This is a genomic window from Flagellimonas sp. L-11, from assembly GCF_056857735.1.
The window spans coordinates 32,997-48,914 of sequence record NZ_JBSXNR010000072.1; the positions used below are offsets into that span (position 1 = coordinate 32,997).

Sequence of the window (15,918 nt, forward strand, 5' to 3'; positions counted from 1 at the left end):
TTTACTTCTTTTTAATTTCATTGTCGATTAATTTCTTCAATTCTTCCAACTCTGTTTTGCTCAAATTCGTCTCTTGGGCAAAAAAGGAAGCAAATTGACTGGCACTGTCGTTAAAGAAATTTTTAATGAGCCCGTTCACATGCTTGGAAAAATAATCCTTCTTCTTTACCAAAGGAAAGTACTCCCTGCTTCTTCCTATACTGTTGTAGGCTATAAAACCTTTGTCCGCTACCCGTTTTAAGAGGGTTGCTACAGTAGTGGTCGCTGGTTTGGGTTCGGGGTAGGCATCCAATATGTCCTTCATATAGGCCTTATTTAAATTCCAAACAATGTTCATTAACTCTTCTTCGGATTTTGACAACTGCATTTCCAATTTTTTACAATTATTGCTCTACAAACATAGAATAAAAATTTTAATTCTACAAATGTAGAGTTTGTTTGTGATTATAAGAAGTCATTTTAATATCCTAAAATGTTAAGTTTGCCGTCAAATTTGAATATCATGGGATTATTGGAGGACTTACAAAACAGAAGTGGAAATACCTGCGAACTATGCGGGTCAACAGAAAACTTACAGGTGTATGAAGTTCCTCCGGTTTCCACTGGTGGTATGGATGGTAGCCTTTTAGGGTGTTCCCTCTGCATTGGTCAGATAGAAAATCCCGATACCACAGATGCCAATCATTGGCGTTGTATGAATGATAGCATGTGGAGCGAGCACGATGCGGTTAAAGTTGTGGCTTGGCGAATGCTGAACCGTTTAAAGTCTGAAGGATGGCCGCAAGATTTGTTGGATATGATGTATTTGGAAGATGAAACATTGGAGTGGGCCAAAGCTACGGGTGAAGGAGAAGAAGAAAGTGAAAAAATCATCCATAGGGATGTGAACGGCAATATATTGGAGAACGGTGATAGCGTTGTGCTGGTAAAGGATCTTAAAGTGAAAGGTTCCAGCATGGTCGCAAAACAGGGAACCGCCGTACGACGGATTTCCCTGGATCACGAAAATGCCGAGTATATTGAAGGCAAGGTAGATGGTCAACAAATTGTGATCATCACCAAATACGTCAAAAAGATTTAAGCTTTCATCTCCGTATAATATTTGTAGAAGTAAGGGATGGTCTCAATGCCCTTTAAAAAGTTCCAGACCCCAAAATGTTCGTTGGGGGAGTGGATGGCATCGCTGTCCAAACCAAATCCTAAAAGAATTGTTTTACTGTCAAAAACATTTTCAAAAAGGGCCACAATTGGAATACTCCCTCCGGTTCGTTGTGGCACAGGAGTTTTTCCAAAGGTTGTTTCCATCGCCTTGGAAGCGGCTTGGTAGCCAATACTATCAATTGGGGTAACATAAGCTTGACCTCCGTGGTGGGGAGTCACTTTTACTTTTACGCTCTTGGGGGCAAGGGATTTGAAATGCTTGGTAAACAGATCGGTGATCTCGTGCCAATCTTGATCGGGCACCAATCGCATGGAAATTTTGGCGTAGGCCTTACTGGCAATTACGGTTTTTGCACCCTCACCTGTGTAACCGCCCCAAATACCGTTCACATCCAAGGTTGGTCGTATTCCAAAACGTTCTGGTGTGGAATATCCCTTTTCACCATGGACATCATCAATGTCCAATGATTTTTTATAGACTTCCAAATCAAATGGTGCTTTGGCCATTTCTGCCCGTTCTTCATCGGATATGATCTCAACCTTGTCATAAAAACCGGGTATGGTGATGTGGTTGTTCTCGTCATGCAATCCAGCAATCATTTTAGAAAGTACGTTGATGGGGTTCGGAGCGGCTCCTCCGTAAATTCCAGAATGCAGGTCCCTGTTCGCTCCGGTCACTTCCACTTCAACATAACTAAGTCCGCGTAGGCCTGTTGTTATGGAAGGAGTATCGTTGGAAATCATTCCTGTGTCGGAGATCAGGATAATGTCATTTTTAAATTTTTCGCTGTTCTCCTTTAGGAAATCTTCCAAATTATCACTCCCTACTTCTTCCTCGCCTTCGATCATGAACTTTACGTTGCAGGGCAACGTATTGTTTTTGATCATAAACTCCACTGCCTTTACATGCATAAAAAACTGGCCTTTGTCATCGCAGGCCCCACGGGCAAAAATGGCACCATCGGGATGCAGTTCCGTTTTTTTGATCACGGGTTCGAACGGGGGGGAATCCCACAAATTTATAGGGTCCGGGGGTTGCACATCGTAATGGCCGTAAACCAATACTGTTGGCAGATTTGGGTCTATGATTTTGTCACCATAAACCACGGGATACCCATTAGTTTCGCAAATTTCGGTGTTTTCGCAACCTGCTTCGTCCAAAGATTTTTTTACGGCCTTGGCCGCTTCCAAAACATCTTGGGAATATGCTTTATCGGCACTAATAGAGGGGATTTTTAAGAGGTCGATCAACTCGTTGATAAATCTGTCCTTGTTGGTACTGATGTAATTATGTATGTCTTTCATATATGAATTAAAAAGGACCCTAAAAGTACAAAAAACAAGTTTTTCGGGGCAGTGGATTTGCAAATCGGAAAATTGATTTATATTTGCACTCCATTTCGCGGGTGTGGTGGAATTGGTAGACACGCTAGACTTAGGATCTAGTGCCGCAAGGCGTGGGGGTTCGACTCCCTTCACCCGCACAAAAAAGCTCTTCAGCAATTGAGGGGCTTTTTTTGTGTTAAAAATCCTGTCACGTATTTCCCATTTTGAAATCAGATTCTTTTCAAGCGTTATTATTCAAGAATTTGCCAGATCCTTTCCTGTTTTAAAAAACCTTCGGAATTGATAAATAGTATCCCTAAATCATTTAAAGCACGATTGTATTATGGGGAGTAACTTATATTACTTTTAACCTGCTTATTTGCGCACTGGTCAAGAAACGCTACTCATGATTAATGTATTTGGGATGATGATAAAAATCAAAAATCAAAAGTTGATTTTTGAAATTATCCATAAGATTTTGTTAAAACGAGGGGATATTACTAAATTGAAATCGTTTAAGAGAGGAAAATAACCAGGTCAAGCTTTAAAAAAACGCAATAAGCAATCCGTGTAAATTATTTTTATAATAAAGTTTTCCGATTTTAGTTCTACTTAAATACAGAATATTGATATTTGTCAATATTTTTTACAGTAGAACAAAACCAAACCAAAACTAACAAAGTAAAAGACCAACTACGCTATGTACAAGGAAATATACTTGGTCGATGACGAAGACCTAGTGAATACGGTTAATGCGATTCACTTCAGAAGAATGGGAATGGAAGATAGGGTTAAGAGCTTTACCAATCCCGAATTGGCATTAGATGACCTTAGATTTAGAGATAATCCTCAAACTAAGACGCTCATACTATTGGATATAAACATGCCCGAGATGAGCGGTTTCGAATTTTTGGAATTCATGATGCTAGAAGATTTTCCGGTAACCAACGAAGTACTTTTGGTAACTTCTTCCGAGTCCGATGCGGATAAAGAAGAAGCAAAGAAGTATGAGAAATATGTTAAGGAATTTATTACAAAGCCTTTGAGAATTGAGCATTTGGAAGATTATCTACAAAGCGCCAATAAATAGTTTTTAGTGCCCTACAACTAGAAAGTATTTGGTTTCCCTTTTAAGACCTGAGTTTTAAACGGCCCATTCTGATTAAATTTTGACTTTTGAAAAGGAAACAGACACTTATTCATAACAAGGTTGAAATCGTAGAGGATAGGGATGACGCTGTGTGGGCGATGGATTTAAACTATCGGCTGACCGCTTTTAATCCATCGTTTAAAACAAGACTCAAATGTGAGGGGTGGGACAAAGTCGACCGGGGTATGGATCTAAGAGCTGTATATCGGTCGGTAAGTTTTTTTAAACCATGCGAACAGGGATGCGAACGGGCCTTTGACCGGTTCGCAACCACTTCTAAACACACTTTTGAACAAAATGGGGAAGTAGTGGTGCATGAGTTTTCGTTTCAACCTTTTATGAACAGCTCGGGAAAGGTTATCGGTTGTTGTATTTGGCAAAAGGATATAACGCAGGAAGTGGACAATAATAATCGTTTGCTCGAAAGCGAAAGAAAGTATCGTGAAGCCCAAGAAGTTGCGAATGTTGGGCATTGGGGCTGGGATATGAAGGATGACAAAATTGTTTGGTCCAACCAATTGTTTCGAATCTTTGAACAAGACCCTTGGAAATTTAAGGCAACCTTTGATGCATTATCGGAAATTATCCATCCAGATGACCGCCAAGCGTTTATTGATGATGTTCAAACTAGTATTGAGGAAAACAAAATGCACGACATTACCCATAGAATTGTTTTGGGCAATGGAGAAATACGTTATGTGCACCAAAAGGGTAGGGCTTATTACGATGAGCACGGCAAACCAAAATACATGTCCGGTACTGCACAAGATGTGACCAAAGAGGTATTGTCCAATCATCAAATAGTACAGCAAAACCAAGAGCTTCAGAATTTTGTTAGAATCATATCGCACAATCTACGAGGGCCCATATCCAACCTTTTAATGTTGTCCAAAATTTATGAATGGGGTAAAGATGAAATAAACGACGACATTGTTAAAAAGATTGAACATACAACCGAGGCACTTGATCAGACCATTAAAGACCTCCACCTTTCCCTATCATTAAAGTCTGCTGACAAGAAAAAATTCAGAGAGGTGTGCCTCAAAGATGTGATGAAAGATGTGAACGGGTTGTTAACAGAGGAGGTCATGAAGCAAAAGGCGTCGATTCGAACCGATTTTTCGCAAACGGATACCGTGTTCGGGGCCAAAAGCTATGTGGTAAACATTTTTTACAACCTTATTCTTAATGCGATACATTACGCAAAGGATGGTGTTCCTGCCATAATAAATATATCTACCTATCAAACCAAGGAAACGGTAATATTAAAATTTACCGACAATGGTATTGGAATGGAGCTCACGCCCGAAAAGGAACGAAAAATATTTGATATGTATGGAAGGCTCAGTGGAGCAACCGAAGGTAAAGGCTTTGGACTTTACTTGGTAAAGACCCAAGTGGAAGCCATGGATGGGAAAATAGAGGTAGAAAGTGAGAAAGGGGCAGGGAGTACATTCACCATAACACTTCCCAACAAGATACAGTAACCTAAAAGGGCAAACGCTCCAAGTCCACATTGCCCCCAGAGATAATAATACCTACTTTTTTATTGGAGAGTACCCCCTTTCTTTTAAAAACAGCAGCCAAGGCTACGGCGCTGGAAGGTTCGCATACAATTTTGAGTCGCACCCAAATCAATCGCATGGATGCAATAATTTCTTCTTCGGACACGCGGACAATTTCTTTCACATGCTTCTGGATAACGGGAAAGTTTCGGTCACCCAACTGCGTTTTTAAACCGTCGGCAATAGTGTCTGTGGTGGTATTGGTTTCTATTTTTCCGCTTTGTAGGGAACGATAGGCATCATCCACCTCAAAAGGTTCGCCTCCAATGGTTTTACAATGGTTTCCAAAATAATGCGCCGAAAGGGCTGAACCTGCAATCAAACCGCCACCGCCTACTGGGGCAATAACGTAATCAATGTTCGGATGTAGTTCCAGTAATTCTTTACAGGCAGTTCCCTGTCCTAAAATCACATGGTCATCATTGGAAGGGTGAATAAAAGTAGCCCCATGCTCGTTTACAATCCGTTCAGATTCATGTTCCCTAGCCGCCAAGGTGGGTTCGCATTCAATCAAAAACCCACCGTATCCCCTCACCGCTTCTTTTTTTACCTGGGGAGCCGATCTCGGCATCACAATATATGCCTTAACCCCTAAACTTTGTGCGGAAAGGGACAAGGCTTGGGCAAAATTGCCCGAAGAATGTGTGACTACACCGTTCTTCTTTTGTTCGTCCGTAAGTTGTATTATGGCATTGGCTGCCCCACGCATTTTAAATGCACCCATACGCTGAAAGTTTTCACACTTAAAAAACAAATGGGCACCCGCCATCTCGTCAATGAGGCGGGAAGTAAGAACGGGCGTATTGTGGATAAAAGGTTTTATCCGTTCGTGGCAGTCGATTAGTTCTTGTTTGTCCATAAAATTACCTTGTACCGATTTTTGTAGCAATTAAATCGTGGTAAAGATAACAATGGGATATTAATTGCGCGACTCCACTTCTTCCTCTTCTTCCTTGGCTTTTGCCGAAATACCCTCCATACCCAGTTCAGGTATCACCAACAATGGTATTTGGGTATGGAATGCCGTTCTTTTGATAATAGGCTCACGAGTCATTTTTTCCATATAGCTGTGCTGGTAATTGAGCATCGCCAACAGATGAATGCCTAATTCCTTGGAAAAGGTTTCCAAGGTATGGGAAACGGAATTGAGTTCCGAAACGGTATGCACATAGTGCTCTACATCGTTCAGATAGCGCCGCAGCATGTTAAGGTTGAACTGTTGTAGTTCCGTCAATGCCTTTATGCCATATTGTACATGCACAATCCGAATGGTGGCTTTGAACATCTTTGCCATTTCCAATAGTGGTGATAGTTCGGATGTAGTGTAAAATCTATTAAAATCCGTGGCAAAAGCAATCTCCGAAGGAGTAACATATTCAAAATGATGGGGAATGGCCAAAACAGGACATTTTTTAGTGCTTTTTATAATCCGTACCGTGTTACTTCCCATAAATACCTCATCCACTCCGGATGCCCCTTTTGTACCGGTAACTACCATATGTATGCCAAAAGTTTCCACAATATCTTTTACCTCATCCACCAATAGGTTAAAAGAAGAAATGGTCTCGAAACTGTGGTTGGGGTTGCCATATCTGGCTTTTATCCGTTCCACTGTTTTGTTCAATTCCCGTTCAGAATTTTCCCGGACTGCATCCACAATCCGAACCCCATCAATCATTTTTGCCATAAATCGGCTACTGGGAATAACAGGGGTATAGGTGTTGAGCAAATAAAAAGTACAGCGCCTGTTGCGGAACAATTGCATGGCATAATCAATGGCGTTCCACGCGTTTTCCGAAAAATCCGTAGGTATTAATATCTTTTGCATCTGACTAAGATTTTCGATGCGATAAAATTAGACCTAAGGGCTAGGGGATACTATGACAATTGTTAGGTTTTGGAAAGTGAATTAAAAACCCTCGACCACTTCCAAAAGTTTACGTTCATCCTTAATTCCAATTTTTTTGCCAGAAGTATGAATCAAACCTTTCTTTTTGAATTCCGAAATGATTCTAATGGCGGATTCGGTTGCAGTGCCCACCACGTTGGAAATGTCCTCTCTGGACAAAGTAAGGGCCAAAAAACCATCGGTATCTTCGCCAAAATTGTTCTGGAGGTACAGAAATGCCTCGGCCATGCGTTGCTTTACGGTTTTTTGGGAAATATTGACGATTACATCGTCGGCCTCCTTTAAATCGTGGGCCATGTGCCGCAAAACCTCTAAAGTAAAATTAGGGTTCTTTTGGAGTGTATTTGTGATAGCGTCTTTTGGAATAAAACAAACCTCCATATCGTTTACAGCAACAGCGGAAAGATTGGTGATTTCTTGGGAAATCACCGAGCGTTGGCCCAGAACTTCGCCCTTACTGGCCAATTTCACGATCTGATCTTTTCCGTTGGCGCTCAACTTGGAAAGTTTGGATACTCCGTTCCTTACACAATAAACCCCGTTGAGTTTATCACCCTCCGCAAATAAAGATTCACCCTTTTTTATGATCTTGGTGGTTTTGGTATCGGAAACTTGTTTCAATTCCTCCTTGCTCATGGCACGGAGCGAGTTGAACTGTCGGATGATACAATTTTCACATCTACTTTCCATAATGTTTTGCTTACCTGATTTGGCAAACTTAAGGGTTAAACATTTACGAATTACTGATAAATATCATATTTTTAGGAAGAATAGTATTACAAATTTGCACCAGGTAAAGCAAATGTAAAATGGCAGACTCGACCTGTTATCATTGTGGAGACGAGTGCGGTAAAGGTTATGTTAAGCTTGATGATAAGGATTTTTGTTGCAATGGTTGTAAAACCGTTTACGAGATTTTTACGTCCAACGGCCTGTCCACCTATTACGAAATAGAGGGCAAGGCAGGAACCACACCTAACGAAATCCGTCAGAAATACGATTTTTTGGACAACCTAGAAATTGTACAGAAACTCGTGGAATTTAATGAAGAGGGTGTGCAAGTGGTCAGTTTGAGTATTCCTGCCATTCATTGCAGTTCCTGCATTTGGGTGTTGGAAAACCTGAACAAGCTACATTCGGCCATTAAAGTTTCCCAGGTCGATTTCCCAAAGAAAACCATCCGGGTTACCTATAAAACAGAGGACTTTTCCCTGAAAGCATTGGTACTTTTGTTGTGCAGCATCGGTTACGAACCCTATATCTCCCTTGAGGAATACAACAAAAAAGCAAAGAAAGTAGACCGTTCCCTAATCTATAAGTTGGGTGTTGCGGGTTTTGCCTTTGGAAATGTGATGCTGTTCTCCTTTCCCGAGTATTTTGAGGTGGAAGAATTTTGGTTGGACCAATACAAGCAGGTTTTTCGGTGGTTGATGTTTGCTTTTTCCCTGCCCGTGGTATTTTATGCCTCGCAGGATTACTTTATCTCGGCCTACAAGGGCATCCGTTCCAAATTATTGAATATTGATGTGCCCATCGCCTTGGGGATTTTAGTCCTCTTTTTACGAAGCACCGTCGATATAGCGTTTGATTTGGGCTCAGGCTTTTTTGATAGTCTTACCGGCTTGGTGTTCTTTTTGTTGTTGGGCAAGTTCTTTCAGCAGAAAACCTACGCTTATCTCTCGTTTGAACGCGATTACAAATCCTATTTTCCCATAGCCGTTACCCGTTTGAAGAAAAATGGGGAAGAAGAAAACATCCAAATTTATAATATCGAAGTAGGGGATAGGGTCCTTATCCGAAGCCACGAAATTATCCCAGTGGACTGTATTCTGATCAAAGGAACTGCCGAGATTGATTACAGTTTTGTAACGGGCGAATCTGAAGCGGTTTTTAAGGAATCGGGAGAAAAATTGTTTGCGGGCGGCAAACAACTTTCAGGGGTTTTGGAGGTTGAGGTGCTCAAATCCGTCTCCCAAAGTTATTTGACCCAGTTGTGGGGCAACTCCATATTTTCCAAGGACAAGGCAAGTCAATTCCAGACCCTTACGGATAGCATCGGAAAACGATTCACCATTGCCGTTTTGAGCATTGCCACCTTGGCCACCGCTTTTTGGTTGATTTTTGACCCAAGTTTGGCCCTGAATGTGTTCACTTCGGTATTGATCATCGCCTGTCCGTGCGCCATTGCGTTGGCGGCCCCATTTACCTTGGGAAATATGCTACGCATTTTCGGGAAACATAAATTCTATTTGAAGAATACCAATGTGATCGAACGCTTGTCCAAAATAGACACCGCTATTTTTGATAAAACCGGAACGCTCACCACAAATCAAAAGGATACCATCCATTATGAAGGAATGGAACTTACGGAGGAGGAAACCGCACTTTTGAAAACTACCTTGAGGGCATCCAACCACCCCTTGAGCCGATCTCTCTATACTATTTTAAAATCCAATGCCATCATGACCCTTGGAGAATTCCAAGAACATACCGGAAAAGGTATCGAGGGCAAATATAAGGAGCACTCCATAAAAGTGGGTTCGGCATCCTATGTGGGTGAAAGCATATCCAATGCATTGACCAATACTTCGGTCTACGTAAGTGCCGATGAAGATTTTAAGGGACGGTTCGTGTTCAAGAACACCTATCGCGAAGGGATGGGCCAAATTTTTGATGAGCTGTCCGCCGATTTGGAACTGGGCATTCTTTCGGGGGATAATGATGGAGAAAAAGCGCAGTTGGAAAAAGTGCTTCCGGAAAAGACAAGAATGCTATTTGATCAAAAACCTGAGGACAAGTTGGAATACATCAAACAGTTGCAGGAAAAACATAAAGTTTTGATGGTGGGCGACGGTTTGAACGATGCGGGGGCCCTGGCCCAAAGTGATGTAGGATTGGCTGTTTCGGAAAACATCAATGTGTTTTCACCAGCTTGTGATGGCATTCTGGATGCGAGCAAGTTGCGAATGCTGCCAAAGTTCATACAACTGTCCAAAAAATCCATTCGCATTATAAAAATGAGCTTTTTGTTATCGCTCTGTTACAATGTCGTGGGATTGTATTTTGCCGTCACAGGTCAGTTACAGCCCGTTATCGCCGCTATTCTGATGCCGTTGAGCTCTATCAGTATTGTGGTGTTCACCACCTTGGCGACAAATTACCTCGGTAAAGATTTAAAAATTTTAGAAAGCTGATATATGTCATTTTTTGAGGAATACCATCACAGTAGTTTTACCCCTAAATTCAGGCAGGTATGAGTGTTATTTATGTGTTGTTGGCCATTAGCATAACGGTGGCCGTAATCTTTTTTGTAGCCTTTGTTTTCTCGGTAAAAAGCGGACAATACGATGACACCTATACCCCATCGGTAAGAATGTTGTTCGAGGATGAGGTGGTTAAGGACAAGGAAAAATCAAACCCAAATAAAAAGGAAATCAAACAAGCTAAAAGTACAAACCAATAAATATGGAAATACAACAGTTCCGTTACGATAACAAAATCGTACAAAAGTTTTTATACGCCACCATTTTATGGGGCGTAGTGGGTATGTCGGTAGGCCTTTTATTGGCCTTTATGTTTTTGTTCCCCAATGTTACAGAGGGTATCTCATGGTTGAGTTTTGGGCGTTTGCGTCCATTGCACACCAACGCCGTGATCTTTGCATTTGTGGGGAACGCCATTTTTGCAGGGGTGTATTACTCCTTGCAACGCTTGCTTAAGGCACGAATGTTCAGTGACGCCTTGAGCAATATCAACTTCTGGGGCTGGCAATTGATCATTGTCTCCGCAGCGATCACACTTCCATTGGGGTATACCACCACCAAGGAATATGCCGAGTTGGAATGGCCCATAGATATTGCCATTACAATAGTATGGGTGGTCTTTGGATGGAACATGATCGGTACCATCCTCAAAAGGCGACAAAGGCACTTGTACGTGGCCATCTGGTTTTACTTGGCCACGTTTGTTACCGTGGCCGTGCTGCACATTTTTAATAGCTTGGAGCTGCCGGTATCCGCACTGAAGAGTTATTCCGTATATGCTGGTGTGCAAGATGCATTGGTACAATGGTGGTACGGGCATAATGCGGTGGCATTCTTTTTGACCACGCCTTTCTTGGGGTTGATGTACTACTTTGTTCCCAAGGCGGCCAATAGGCCCATCTATTCCTATAGATTGTCCATCGTCCATTTTTGGTCGTTGATATTCATTTATATCTGGGCTGGTCCACACCACTTGTTATATTCTTCCTTGCCAGATTGGGCACAGAATCTTGGTGTCGTATTCTCCATAATGTTGCTGGCTCCATCTTGGGGAGGTATGATCAACGGGTTGTTGACCCTCCGTGGTGTTTGGGATAAGGTTCGCACCGATGCTACATTAAAATTTATGGTGGTAGCTATTACGGGGTATGGTATGGCCACCTTCGAAGGCCCCATGCTTTCCCTAAAAAACGTAAACGCTATTGCCCACTTCAGTGACTGGATTATTGCCCACGTTCACGTAGGTGCCTTGGCCTGGAACGGATTCTTGACCTTTGGTATGATCTACTGGTTGGTGCCACGAATGTTCAAAACAAATTTGCACTCCAAAGGATTGGCCAATTTCCACTTCTGGATTGGCACCTTGGGTATTGTATTGTATGCCCTTCCCATGTACGTAGCAGGATTCACCCAAGCCTTGATGTGGAAAGAATTTAACCCAGATGGTACCTTGGTTTATGGTAACTTCTTGGAAACTGTCACCCAAATCATCCCCATGTATTGGATGAGGGCCATCGGAGGTTCGTTGTACATCCTCGGTATGTTTGTGTTGCTTTACAATATTGTGATGACCATCAGGTCTGGTAGCAAGGTTGAAGATGAAGCAGCTGAAGCTCCGGCCTTGGAACGTGTGGCAAAACGAAGAGTGGCTGGCGAAACCTTCCACAATTGGTTGGAAAGGAAACCGGTTCAGTTGACCATCTTGGCCACCATCGCTATTTTGATTGGAGGTATTGTTCAGATTGTCCCAACGATTTTGGTAAAATCCAACATTCCGACCATTACAAGTGTTAAACCGTATACTCCGCTGGAATTGGAAGGTAGGGACCTTTACATTCGAGAAGGTTGTGTGGGTTGTCACTCACAAATGGTCAGACCGTTCCGTAGTGAGGTGGAACGCTATGGCGAATATGCCAAGGCAGGAGAATTTGTGTATGACCACCCATTCCTGTGGGGCAGTAAGCGTACAGGTCCCGACTTGTTACGTGTGGGAGGCAAATACTCCGACAGTTGGCACCTGAACCACATGTACGACCCCCAAAGTACCTCGGCAGGTTCCATAATGCCATCGTATGAGTGGTTGGTGACGGACGAACACGACCGTAGCGATGTTCAAGCTAAAATGGAGGCTATGGTAAAATTGGGTGTACCATATACTGATGATGACATTGCCAACGCTCCGCAATCCATGGCAGAGCAAGCGGCCCAAATAGAGAAGAGCCTGTACACAGACCCGGAATTTGAAAAAACCTACGAAGCGGATAAAAAATACGCAGAGGAAAACGGATTGGAGTTTGTGGAAATGCGCGATCGCGAAATCGTTGCCTTGATTGCTTATCTGCAACGATTGGGCACCGATATTAAGCTTGAGGGAACAGAAGAGTAAAATAAAAATAATGAACCAAGATTCAGGAGCCAAGACATAGGCAATTTAAGATTTCAAAGTCTTGCATCTTGATTCTTGCATCTAAAATCTAATATAACCATGTTGAAATTTGTAAAAGAACATATGGAAACCATCGATGGGATAGCCAACTACCCCATGGTTTCCCTGCTCATCTTCTTTGTCTTTTTCGTTCTCTTGTTCTGGTGGGTATTTACCGCTACCAAGGAACACATAAGGGAGATGTCCGAACTGCCATTGGATAACGATGATCAACAACACAAACTATAACATTATGAGTACTAAAACACCTTGGTGGATACGAGTCCCGGTTTTATTCTTTTTGATCTTCGGATTGATGGAATTTTTTATAGACTCCGGTGACAAACCCGCAATACTTGAATATCCCATCACGCAGTTTTTTATGCTGTTGGTATTGATGATCCTTATTGCCATTGAATTGATTTTGAATTCTATAGAGAACATTATGTTCCAAACCCTTTCCGAAGAAGGCAAGGAACGTTACTTGGAGACCAAAAGCAAGAAATTTGAATGGACTTGGGCCAAAAACCTCATGAAAAAATTGACCAAGAGCCGAGCCATTGAAAAGGAAGGTGAAATTGTCTTAGATCACAATTATGATGGTATCCGGGAGCTGGACAATGTGCTCCCGCCTTGGTGGGTGTACCTTTTCTACGCGACCATTGTTTTTGCAATTGTTTATTTAGTGCGCTTTCACGTTATTGGAGATTATACACAAGAACAGGAATACGAACAAGAGGTGGCCGCTGCCCAAGCAGCTATTGAGGAGTATAAAAGAACTGCCAAAGACTTGGTGGATGCCAGTACTGTGGAATTCCTTTCGGATGAATCCGACTTGGCCGCAGGAGAGAAAATATTCCAGACCAATTGTGTTGCTTGCCATATGGCCGATGGAGGAGGAGGAATTGGACCAAACCTGACCGATGAGTATTGGATTTTGGGCGGAGGTATCAAAAATGTGTTTTCCACAATTTCCGAAGGTGGTCGCGATGGCAAAGGGATGATTGCATGGAAACAAACCTTAAAACCGGTCGAAATGGCCCAGGTGGCCAGTTACATAATTACTTTGGGTGGAACCACACCGGCCAACCCAAAGGAACCTGAAGGGGATATTTGGGTAGACCCAGATGCTCCTGATGAAAATTAAGCAAATCAAACCTGATACGAAAAGCTGTGTCCCGAGAATTTGGGCCGGGTTCAGGTTCCGGATAAGTAGCATCAAAACATTTATCCACAAACCACAAATGTGATGGAAGAGAATTTTAGGGATTCCATAGGCACAATTACAGAAGAAGGGAAAAGAAATTGGATTTTCCCCAAGAAACCCAGTGGACGGTATTATGATTACCGAAAGTACGTAAGTTACATTCTGCTGATTTTCTTGATTGCAGCTCCTTTTGTCAAGATCAATGGGCACCAATTTTTGCTGTTCAATGTGTTGGACAGACGGTTCAATATTTTTGGACTTCCGTTTTGGCCTCAGGATTTTCACCTGATTGTGGTGTCTTTGATCATAGGAGTTGTTTTTATAGCACTCTTTACAGTCGCTTACGGTCGTATTTTCTGTGGGTGGATGTGCCCACAGACCATTTTTTTGGAAATGGTATTCCGTCGTATCGAATATTGGATAGATGGTGATCGAGGTGCACAGATGCGTTTGGCCAAAGCACCATGGACCGGCAAAAAAATCAGGAAAAGAGTGTTGAAGTGGATTATTTTCTTCATCATCTCCTTTTTTATTGCCAATGTGTTCTTGGCATACTTGATCGGAAGTGATCAGCTTCTATCATATATTACTGATGGCCCTATGGCCCATTTGGGCACCATGGTTCCGTTGCTGATTTTCACAGGGGTGTTTTATTTCATCTTCGCGTGGTTTAGGGAACAAGTCTGCATCATTGCCTGTCCTTATGGTAGATTACAGGGAGTGCTTTTGGACAATAAATCCATAGTTGTGGCCTATGATCATGAACGTGGTGAAGGTGAAAACGGACGTAAAAAGTTCAGGAAGAATGAAGATCGGGAAGCGCTGGGACATGGGGATTGTATTGATTGCTTCCAATGCGTGAACGTTTGCCCGACAGGGATAGATATCCGTAACGGGACCCAATTGGAATGTGTAAACTGTACCGCTTGTATTGATGAGTGTGATCACATTATGGAAAGTATCAATAAACCCAAAGGTTTGATCAGGTACGCCAGCGAGGATGAGATCACCAACAAGAACAAGTTTAAGTTTACCGCTCGTTTGAAGGGCTATACGGCAGTACTTGTTGTGCTAACGGGTGTCCTTATTGGAATGTTGTTTATGAGAAACGAGGTCGAGGCCAATGTGCTGCGCTTACCGGGCCAGTTGTACGAGCGAAAGGCAAATAATATCATCAGTAATGTGTACACCTATAAAATAGTGAACAAAACCACAAATGATATCGAAAACGTTTCTTTTGAACTGATGTCGCACAAGGGCGAAATCAAAATGGTGTCCCAAGAAAGTTTTACGGTTCCGGCAGAAGAGTTGACAGAAGGTACCTTGTTCATCGAAATAAATGCATCGGCATTGAACGGCGACAAGGATAAATTGAAGATCGGGGTGTACAGTGGCGATAAGCTCATAGAAACCACGGTGACCCAGTTTTTGGCACCGAGGAGCTATAATTAAATAAGACAACAATGAAAATTAATTGGGGAACGGGAATAGTATTGGCATTTATAGGTTTTATCACCTTCATCCTATACTTTGTCTTCAGGATGAGCACGGATGATAGTGCCAACCACGATTTGGTGACAGAGGAATATTATAAAAAAGAATTGTCCTATCAGCAGGAGATAGATGCATCAAAAAAGGCCACGGAAATGAATGCCAACCTAAAGGTTGAAAAAACAGATGAAGGCTTGTTGGTTTATTTTCCAGAGCGTTTCGACCCCAAAAAAATAAGTGGAACAGTGTCCCTATACAGACCGTCTAACAAGCACTTGGACACAAACTTTCCTTTAAGTTTGTCCAATACACATTTGCTCATACCTGACAATCGCTTGGTAGACGGTCGCTGGGACATTTCCATAAACTGGGAATACGAAGGTAATTCCTTTTTACATAAAGAAAAATTGGTGTACTGATC

General features: G+C 42.2%; 15 protein-coding genes and 1 tRNA gene. 11 read left to right on the top strand and 5 right to left on the bottom strand.

The annotated features are described in order from the left end of the window. Nucleotide 1: 1 nt before the first annotated feature. On the bottom strand, nt 2-367 hold the full coding sequence (locus AC13CC_RS13850; RefSeq protein ID WP_326276992.1) for a BlaI/MecI/CopY family transcriptional regulator: 366 nt from the start codon (nt 365-367) through the stop codon (nt 2-4). A gap of 135 nt (nt 368-502) precedes the next feature. Between AC13CC_RS13850 and AC13CC_RS13855 the strand changes: the two genes are divergently transcribed. Then, on the top strand, nt 503-1,081 hold the full coding sequence (locus tag AC13CC_RS13855; protein ID WP_326276993.1) for a PhnA domain-containing protein: 579 nt from the start codon (nt 503-505) through the stop codon (nt 1,079-1,081). On the opposite strand, the gene AC13CC_RS13860 is transcribed toward AC13CC_RS13855, so the two are convergent. After that, the gene (locus tag AC13CC_RS13860) at nt 1,078-2,466 is read right to left on the bottom strand and encodes a dipeptidase (protein WP_482877634.1); all 1,389 of its coding nucleotides are present in this window, start codon (nt 2,464-2,466) and stop codon (nt 1,078-1,080) included. The two genes, AC13CC_RS13855 and AC13CC_RS13860, sit on opposite strands and share 4 nt — an antisense overlap. Before the next feature lie 97 nt (nt 2,467-2,563). Between AC13CC_RS13860 and AC13CC_RS13865 the strand changes: the two genes are divergently transcribed. The 3 genes from AC13CC_RS13865 to AC13CC_RS13875 all read left to right on the top strand — a co-directional run bounded on the left by AC13CC_RS13865 (nt 2,564) and on the right by AC13CC_RS13875 (nt 5,124). Continuing rightward, nucleotides 2,564-2,645 (top strand) — tRNA-Leu (locus AC13CC_RS13865). A 542-nt stretch (nt 2,646-3,187) separates the two neighbouring features. Beyond that, a complete protein-coding gene (locus AC13CC_RS13870) occupies nt 3,188-3,577 on the top strand; it encodes a response regulator (RefSeq protein WP_326276995.1) in 390 nt (129 codons plus the stop codon). Nucleotides 3,578-3,663: 86 nt separating this feature from the next. Then, nucleotides 3,664-5,124 carry a sensor histidine kinase gene (locus AC13CC_RS13875; protein WP_482877635.1) on the top strand — a complete coding sequence of 487 codons (1,461 nt, stop codon included), beginning with the start codon at nt 3,664-3,666 and terminating at the stop codon, nt 5,122-5,124. 1 nt (nt 5,125) lies between these two features. Here AC13CC_RS13875 and AC13CC_RS13880 read toward each other — a convergent pair whose 3' ends face one another. The 3 genes from AC13CC_RS13880 to AC13CC_RS13890 form a co-directional block, all read right to left on the bottom strand. Further along, nucleotides 5,126-6,061: a threonine ammonia-lyase gene (locus AC13CC_RS13880; protein ID WP_482877636.1), complete on the bottom strand. Its 936-nt coding sequence runs from the start codon at nt 6,059-6,061 to the stop codon at nt 5,126-5,128. Between the two features lie 60 nt (nt 6,062-6,121). Continuing rightward, nucleotides 6,122-7,030, bottom strand: a complete 909-nt coding sequence (locus AC13CC_RS13885; protein ID WP_482877637.1) for a universal stress protein — start codon at nt 7,028-7,030, stop codon at nt 6,122-6,124. A gap of 81 nt (nt 7,031-7,111) precedes the next feature. Further along, complete coding sequence (locus AC13CC_RS13890) at nt 7,112-7,801, bottom strand: Crp/Fnr family transcriptional regulator (protein ID WP_326276999.1); 690 nt, start codon at nt 7,799-7,801, stop codon at nt 7,112-7,114. 119 nt (nt 7,802-7,920) lie between these two features. On the opposite strand from AC13CC_RS13890, the gene AC13CC_RS13895 reads away from it, so the two are divergent. From AC13CC_RS13895 to AC13CC_RS13925, 7 genes are all read left to right on the top strand, one after another. Then, complete coding sequence (locus AC13CC_RS13895) at nt 7,921-10,305, top strand: heavy metal translocating P-type ATPase (RefSeq protein ID WP_482877638.1); 2,385 nt, start codon at nt 7,921-7,923, stop codon at nt 10,303-10,305. 59 nt (nt 10,306-10,364) lie between these two features. Continuing rightward, nucleotides 10,365-10,574, top strand: coding sequence for a cbb3-type cytochrome oxidase assembly protein CcoS (ccoS, locus tag AC13CC_RS13900; RefSeq protein ID WP_326277001.1), 210 nt, complete (start codon nt 10,365-10,367; stop codon nt 10,572-10,574). A 2-nt stretch (nt 10,575-10,576) separates the two neighbouring features. Continuing rightward, the gene (gene ccoN, locus AC13CC_RS13905; protein WP_482877639.1) at nt 10,577-12,760 is read left to right on the top strand and encodes a cytochrome-c oxidase, cbb3-type subunit I; all 2,184 of its coding nucleotides are present in this window, start codon (nt 10,577-10,579) and stop codon (nt 12,758-12,760) included. A gap of 99 nt (nt 12,761-12,859) precedes the next feature. Continuing rightward, complete coding sequence (locus AC13CC_RS13910) at nt 12,860-13,048, top strand: hypothetical protein (protein ID WP_014033099.1); 189 nt, start codon at nt 12,860-12,862, stop codon at nt 13,046-13,048. A 4-nt stretch (nt 13,049-13,052) separates the two neighbouring features. Continuing rightward, nucleotides 13,053-13,946, top strand: coding sequence for a cbb3-type cytochrome c oxidase N-terminal domain-containing protein (locus AC13CC_RS13915; protein ID WP_326277003.1), 894 nt, complete (start codon nt 13,053-13,055; stop codon nt 13,944-13,946). 102 nt (nt 13,947-14,048) lie between these two features. Next, nucleotides 14,049-15,458 (top strand): cytochrome c oxidase accessory protein CcoG, encoded by a 1,410-nt coding sequence (gene ccoG, locus AC13CC_RS13920; RefSeq protein WP_326277004.1) that lies wholly within the window; start codon nt 14,049-14,051, stop codon nt 15,456-15,458. 11 nt (nt 15,459-15,469) lie between these two features. Beyond that, the gene (locus AC13CC_RS13925) at nt 15,470-15,916 is read left to right on the top strand and encodes a FixH family protein (RefSeq protein WP_326277005.1); all 447 of its coding nucleotides are present in this window, start codon (nt 15,470-15,472) and stop codon (nt 15,914-15,916) included. Nucleotides 15,917-15,918: the final 2 nt, after the last annotated feature.

Coding starts and splice junctions, on each gene's coding strand:
- AC13CC_RS13850 (WP_326276992.1), bottom strand. CDS start 367: ATGCAGTTGTCAAAATCCGAAGAAGAGTTAATGAACATTGTTTGGAAT.
- AC13CC_RS13855 (WP_326276993.1), top strand. CDS start 503: ATGGGATTATTGGAGGACTTACAAAACAGAAGTGGAAATACCTGCGAA.
- AC13CC_RS13860 (WP_482877634.1), bottom strand. CDS start 2,466: ATGAAAGACATACATAATTACATCAGTACCAACAAGGACAGATTTATC.
- AC13CC_RS13870 (WP_326276995.1), top strand. CDS start 3,188: ATGTACAAGGAAATATACTTGGTCGATGACGAAGACCTAGTGAATACG.
- AC13CC_RS13880 (WP_482877636.1), bottom strand. CDS start 6,061: ATGGACAAACAAGAACTAATCGACTGCCACGAACGGATAAAACCTTTT.
- AC13CC_RS13885 (WP_482877637.1), bottom strand. CDS start 7,030: ATGCAAAAGATATTAATACCTACGGATTTTTCGGAAAACGCGTGGAAC.
- AC13CC_RS13890 (WP_326276999.1), bottom strand. CDS start 7,801: ATGGAAAGTAGATGTGAAAATTGTATCATCCGACAGTTCAACTCGCTC.
- AC13CC_RS13895 (WP_482877638.1), top strand. CDS start 7,921: ATGGCAGACTCGACCTGTTATCATTGTGGAGACGAGTGCGGTAAAGGT.
- ccoS (WP_326277001.1), top strand. CDS start 10,365: ATGAGTGTTATTTATGTGTTGTTGGCCATTAGCATAACGGTGGCCGTA.
- ccoN (WP_482877639.1), top strand. CDS start 10,577: ATGGAAATACAACAGTTCCGTTACGATAACAAAATCGTACAAAAGTTT.
- AC13CC_RS13910 (WP_014033099.1), top strand. CDS start 12,860: ATGTTGAAATTTGTAAAAGAACATATGGAAACCATCGATGGGATAGCC.
- AC13CC_RS13915 (WP_326277003.1), top strand. CDS start 13,053: ATGAGTACTAAAACACCTTGGTGGATACGAGTCCCGGTTTTATTCTTT.
- ccoG (WP_326277004.1), top strand. CDS start 14,049: ATGGAAGAGAATTTTAGGGATTCCATAGGCACAATTACAGAAGAAGGG.
- AC13CC_RS13925 (WP_326277005.1), top strand. CDS start 15,470: ATGAAAATTAATTGGGGAACGGGAATAGTATTGGCATTTATAGGTTTT.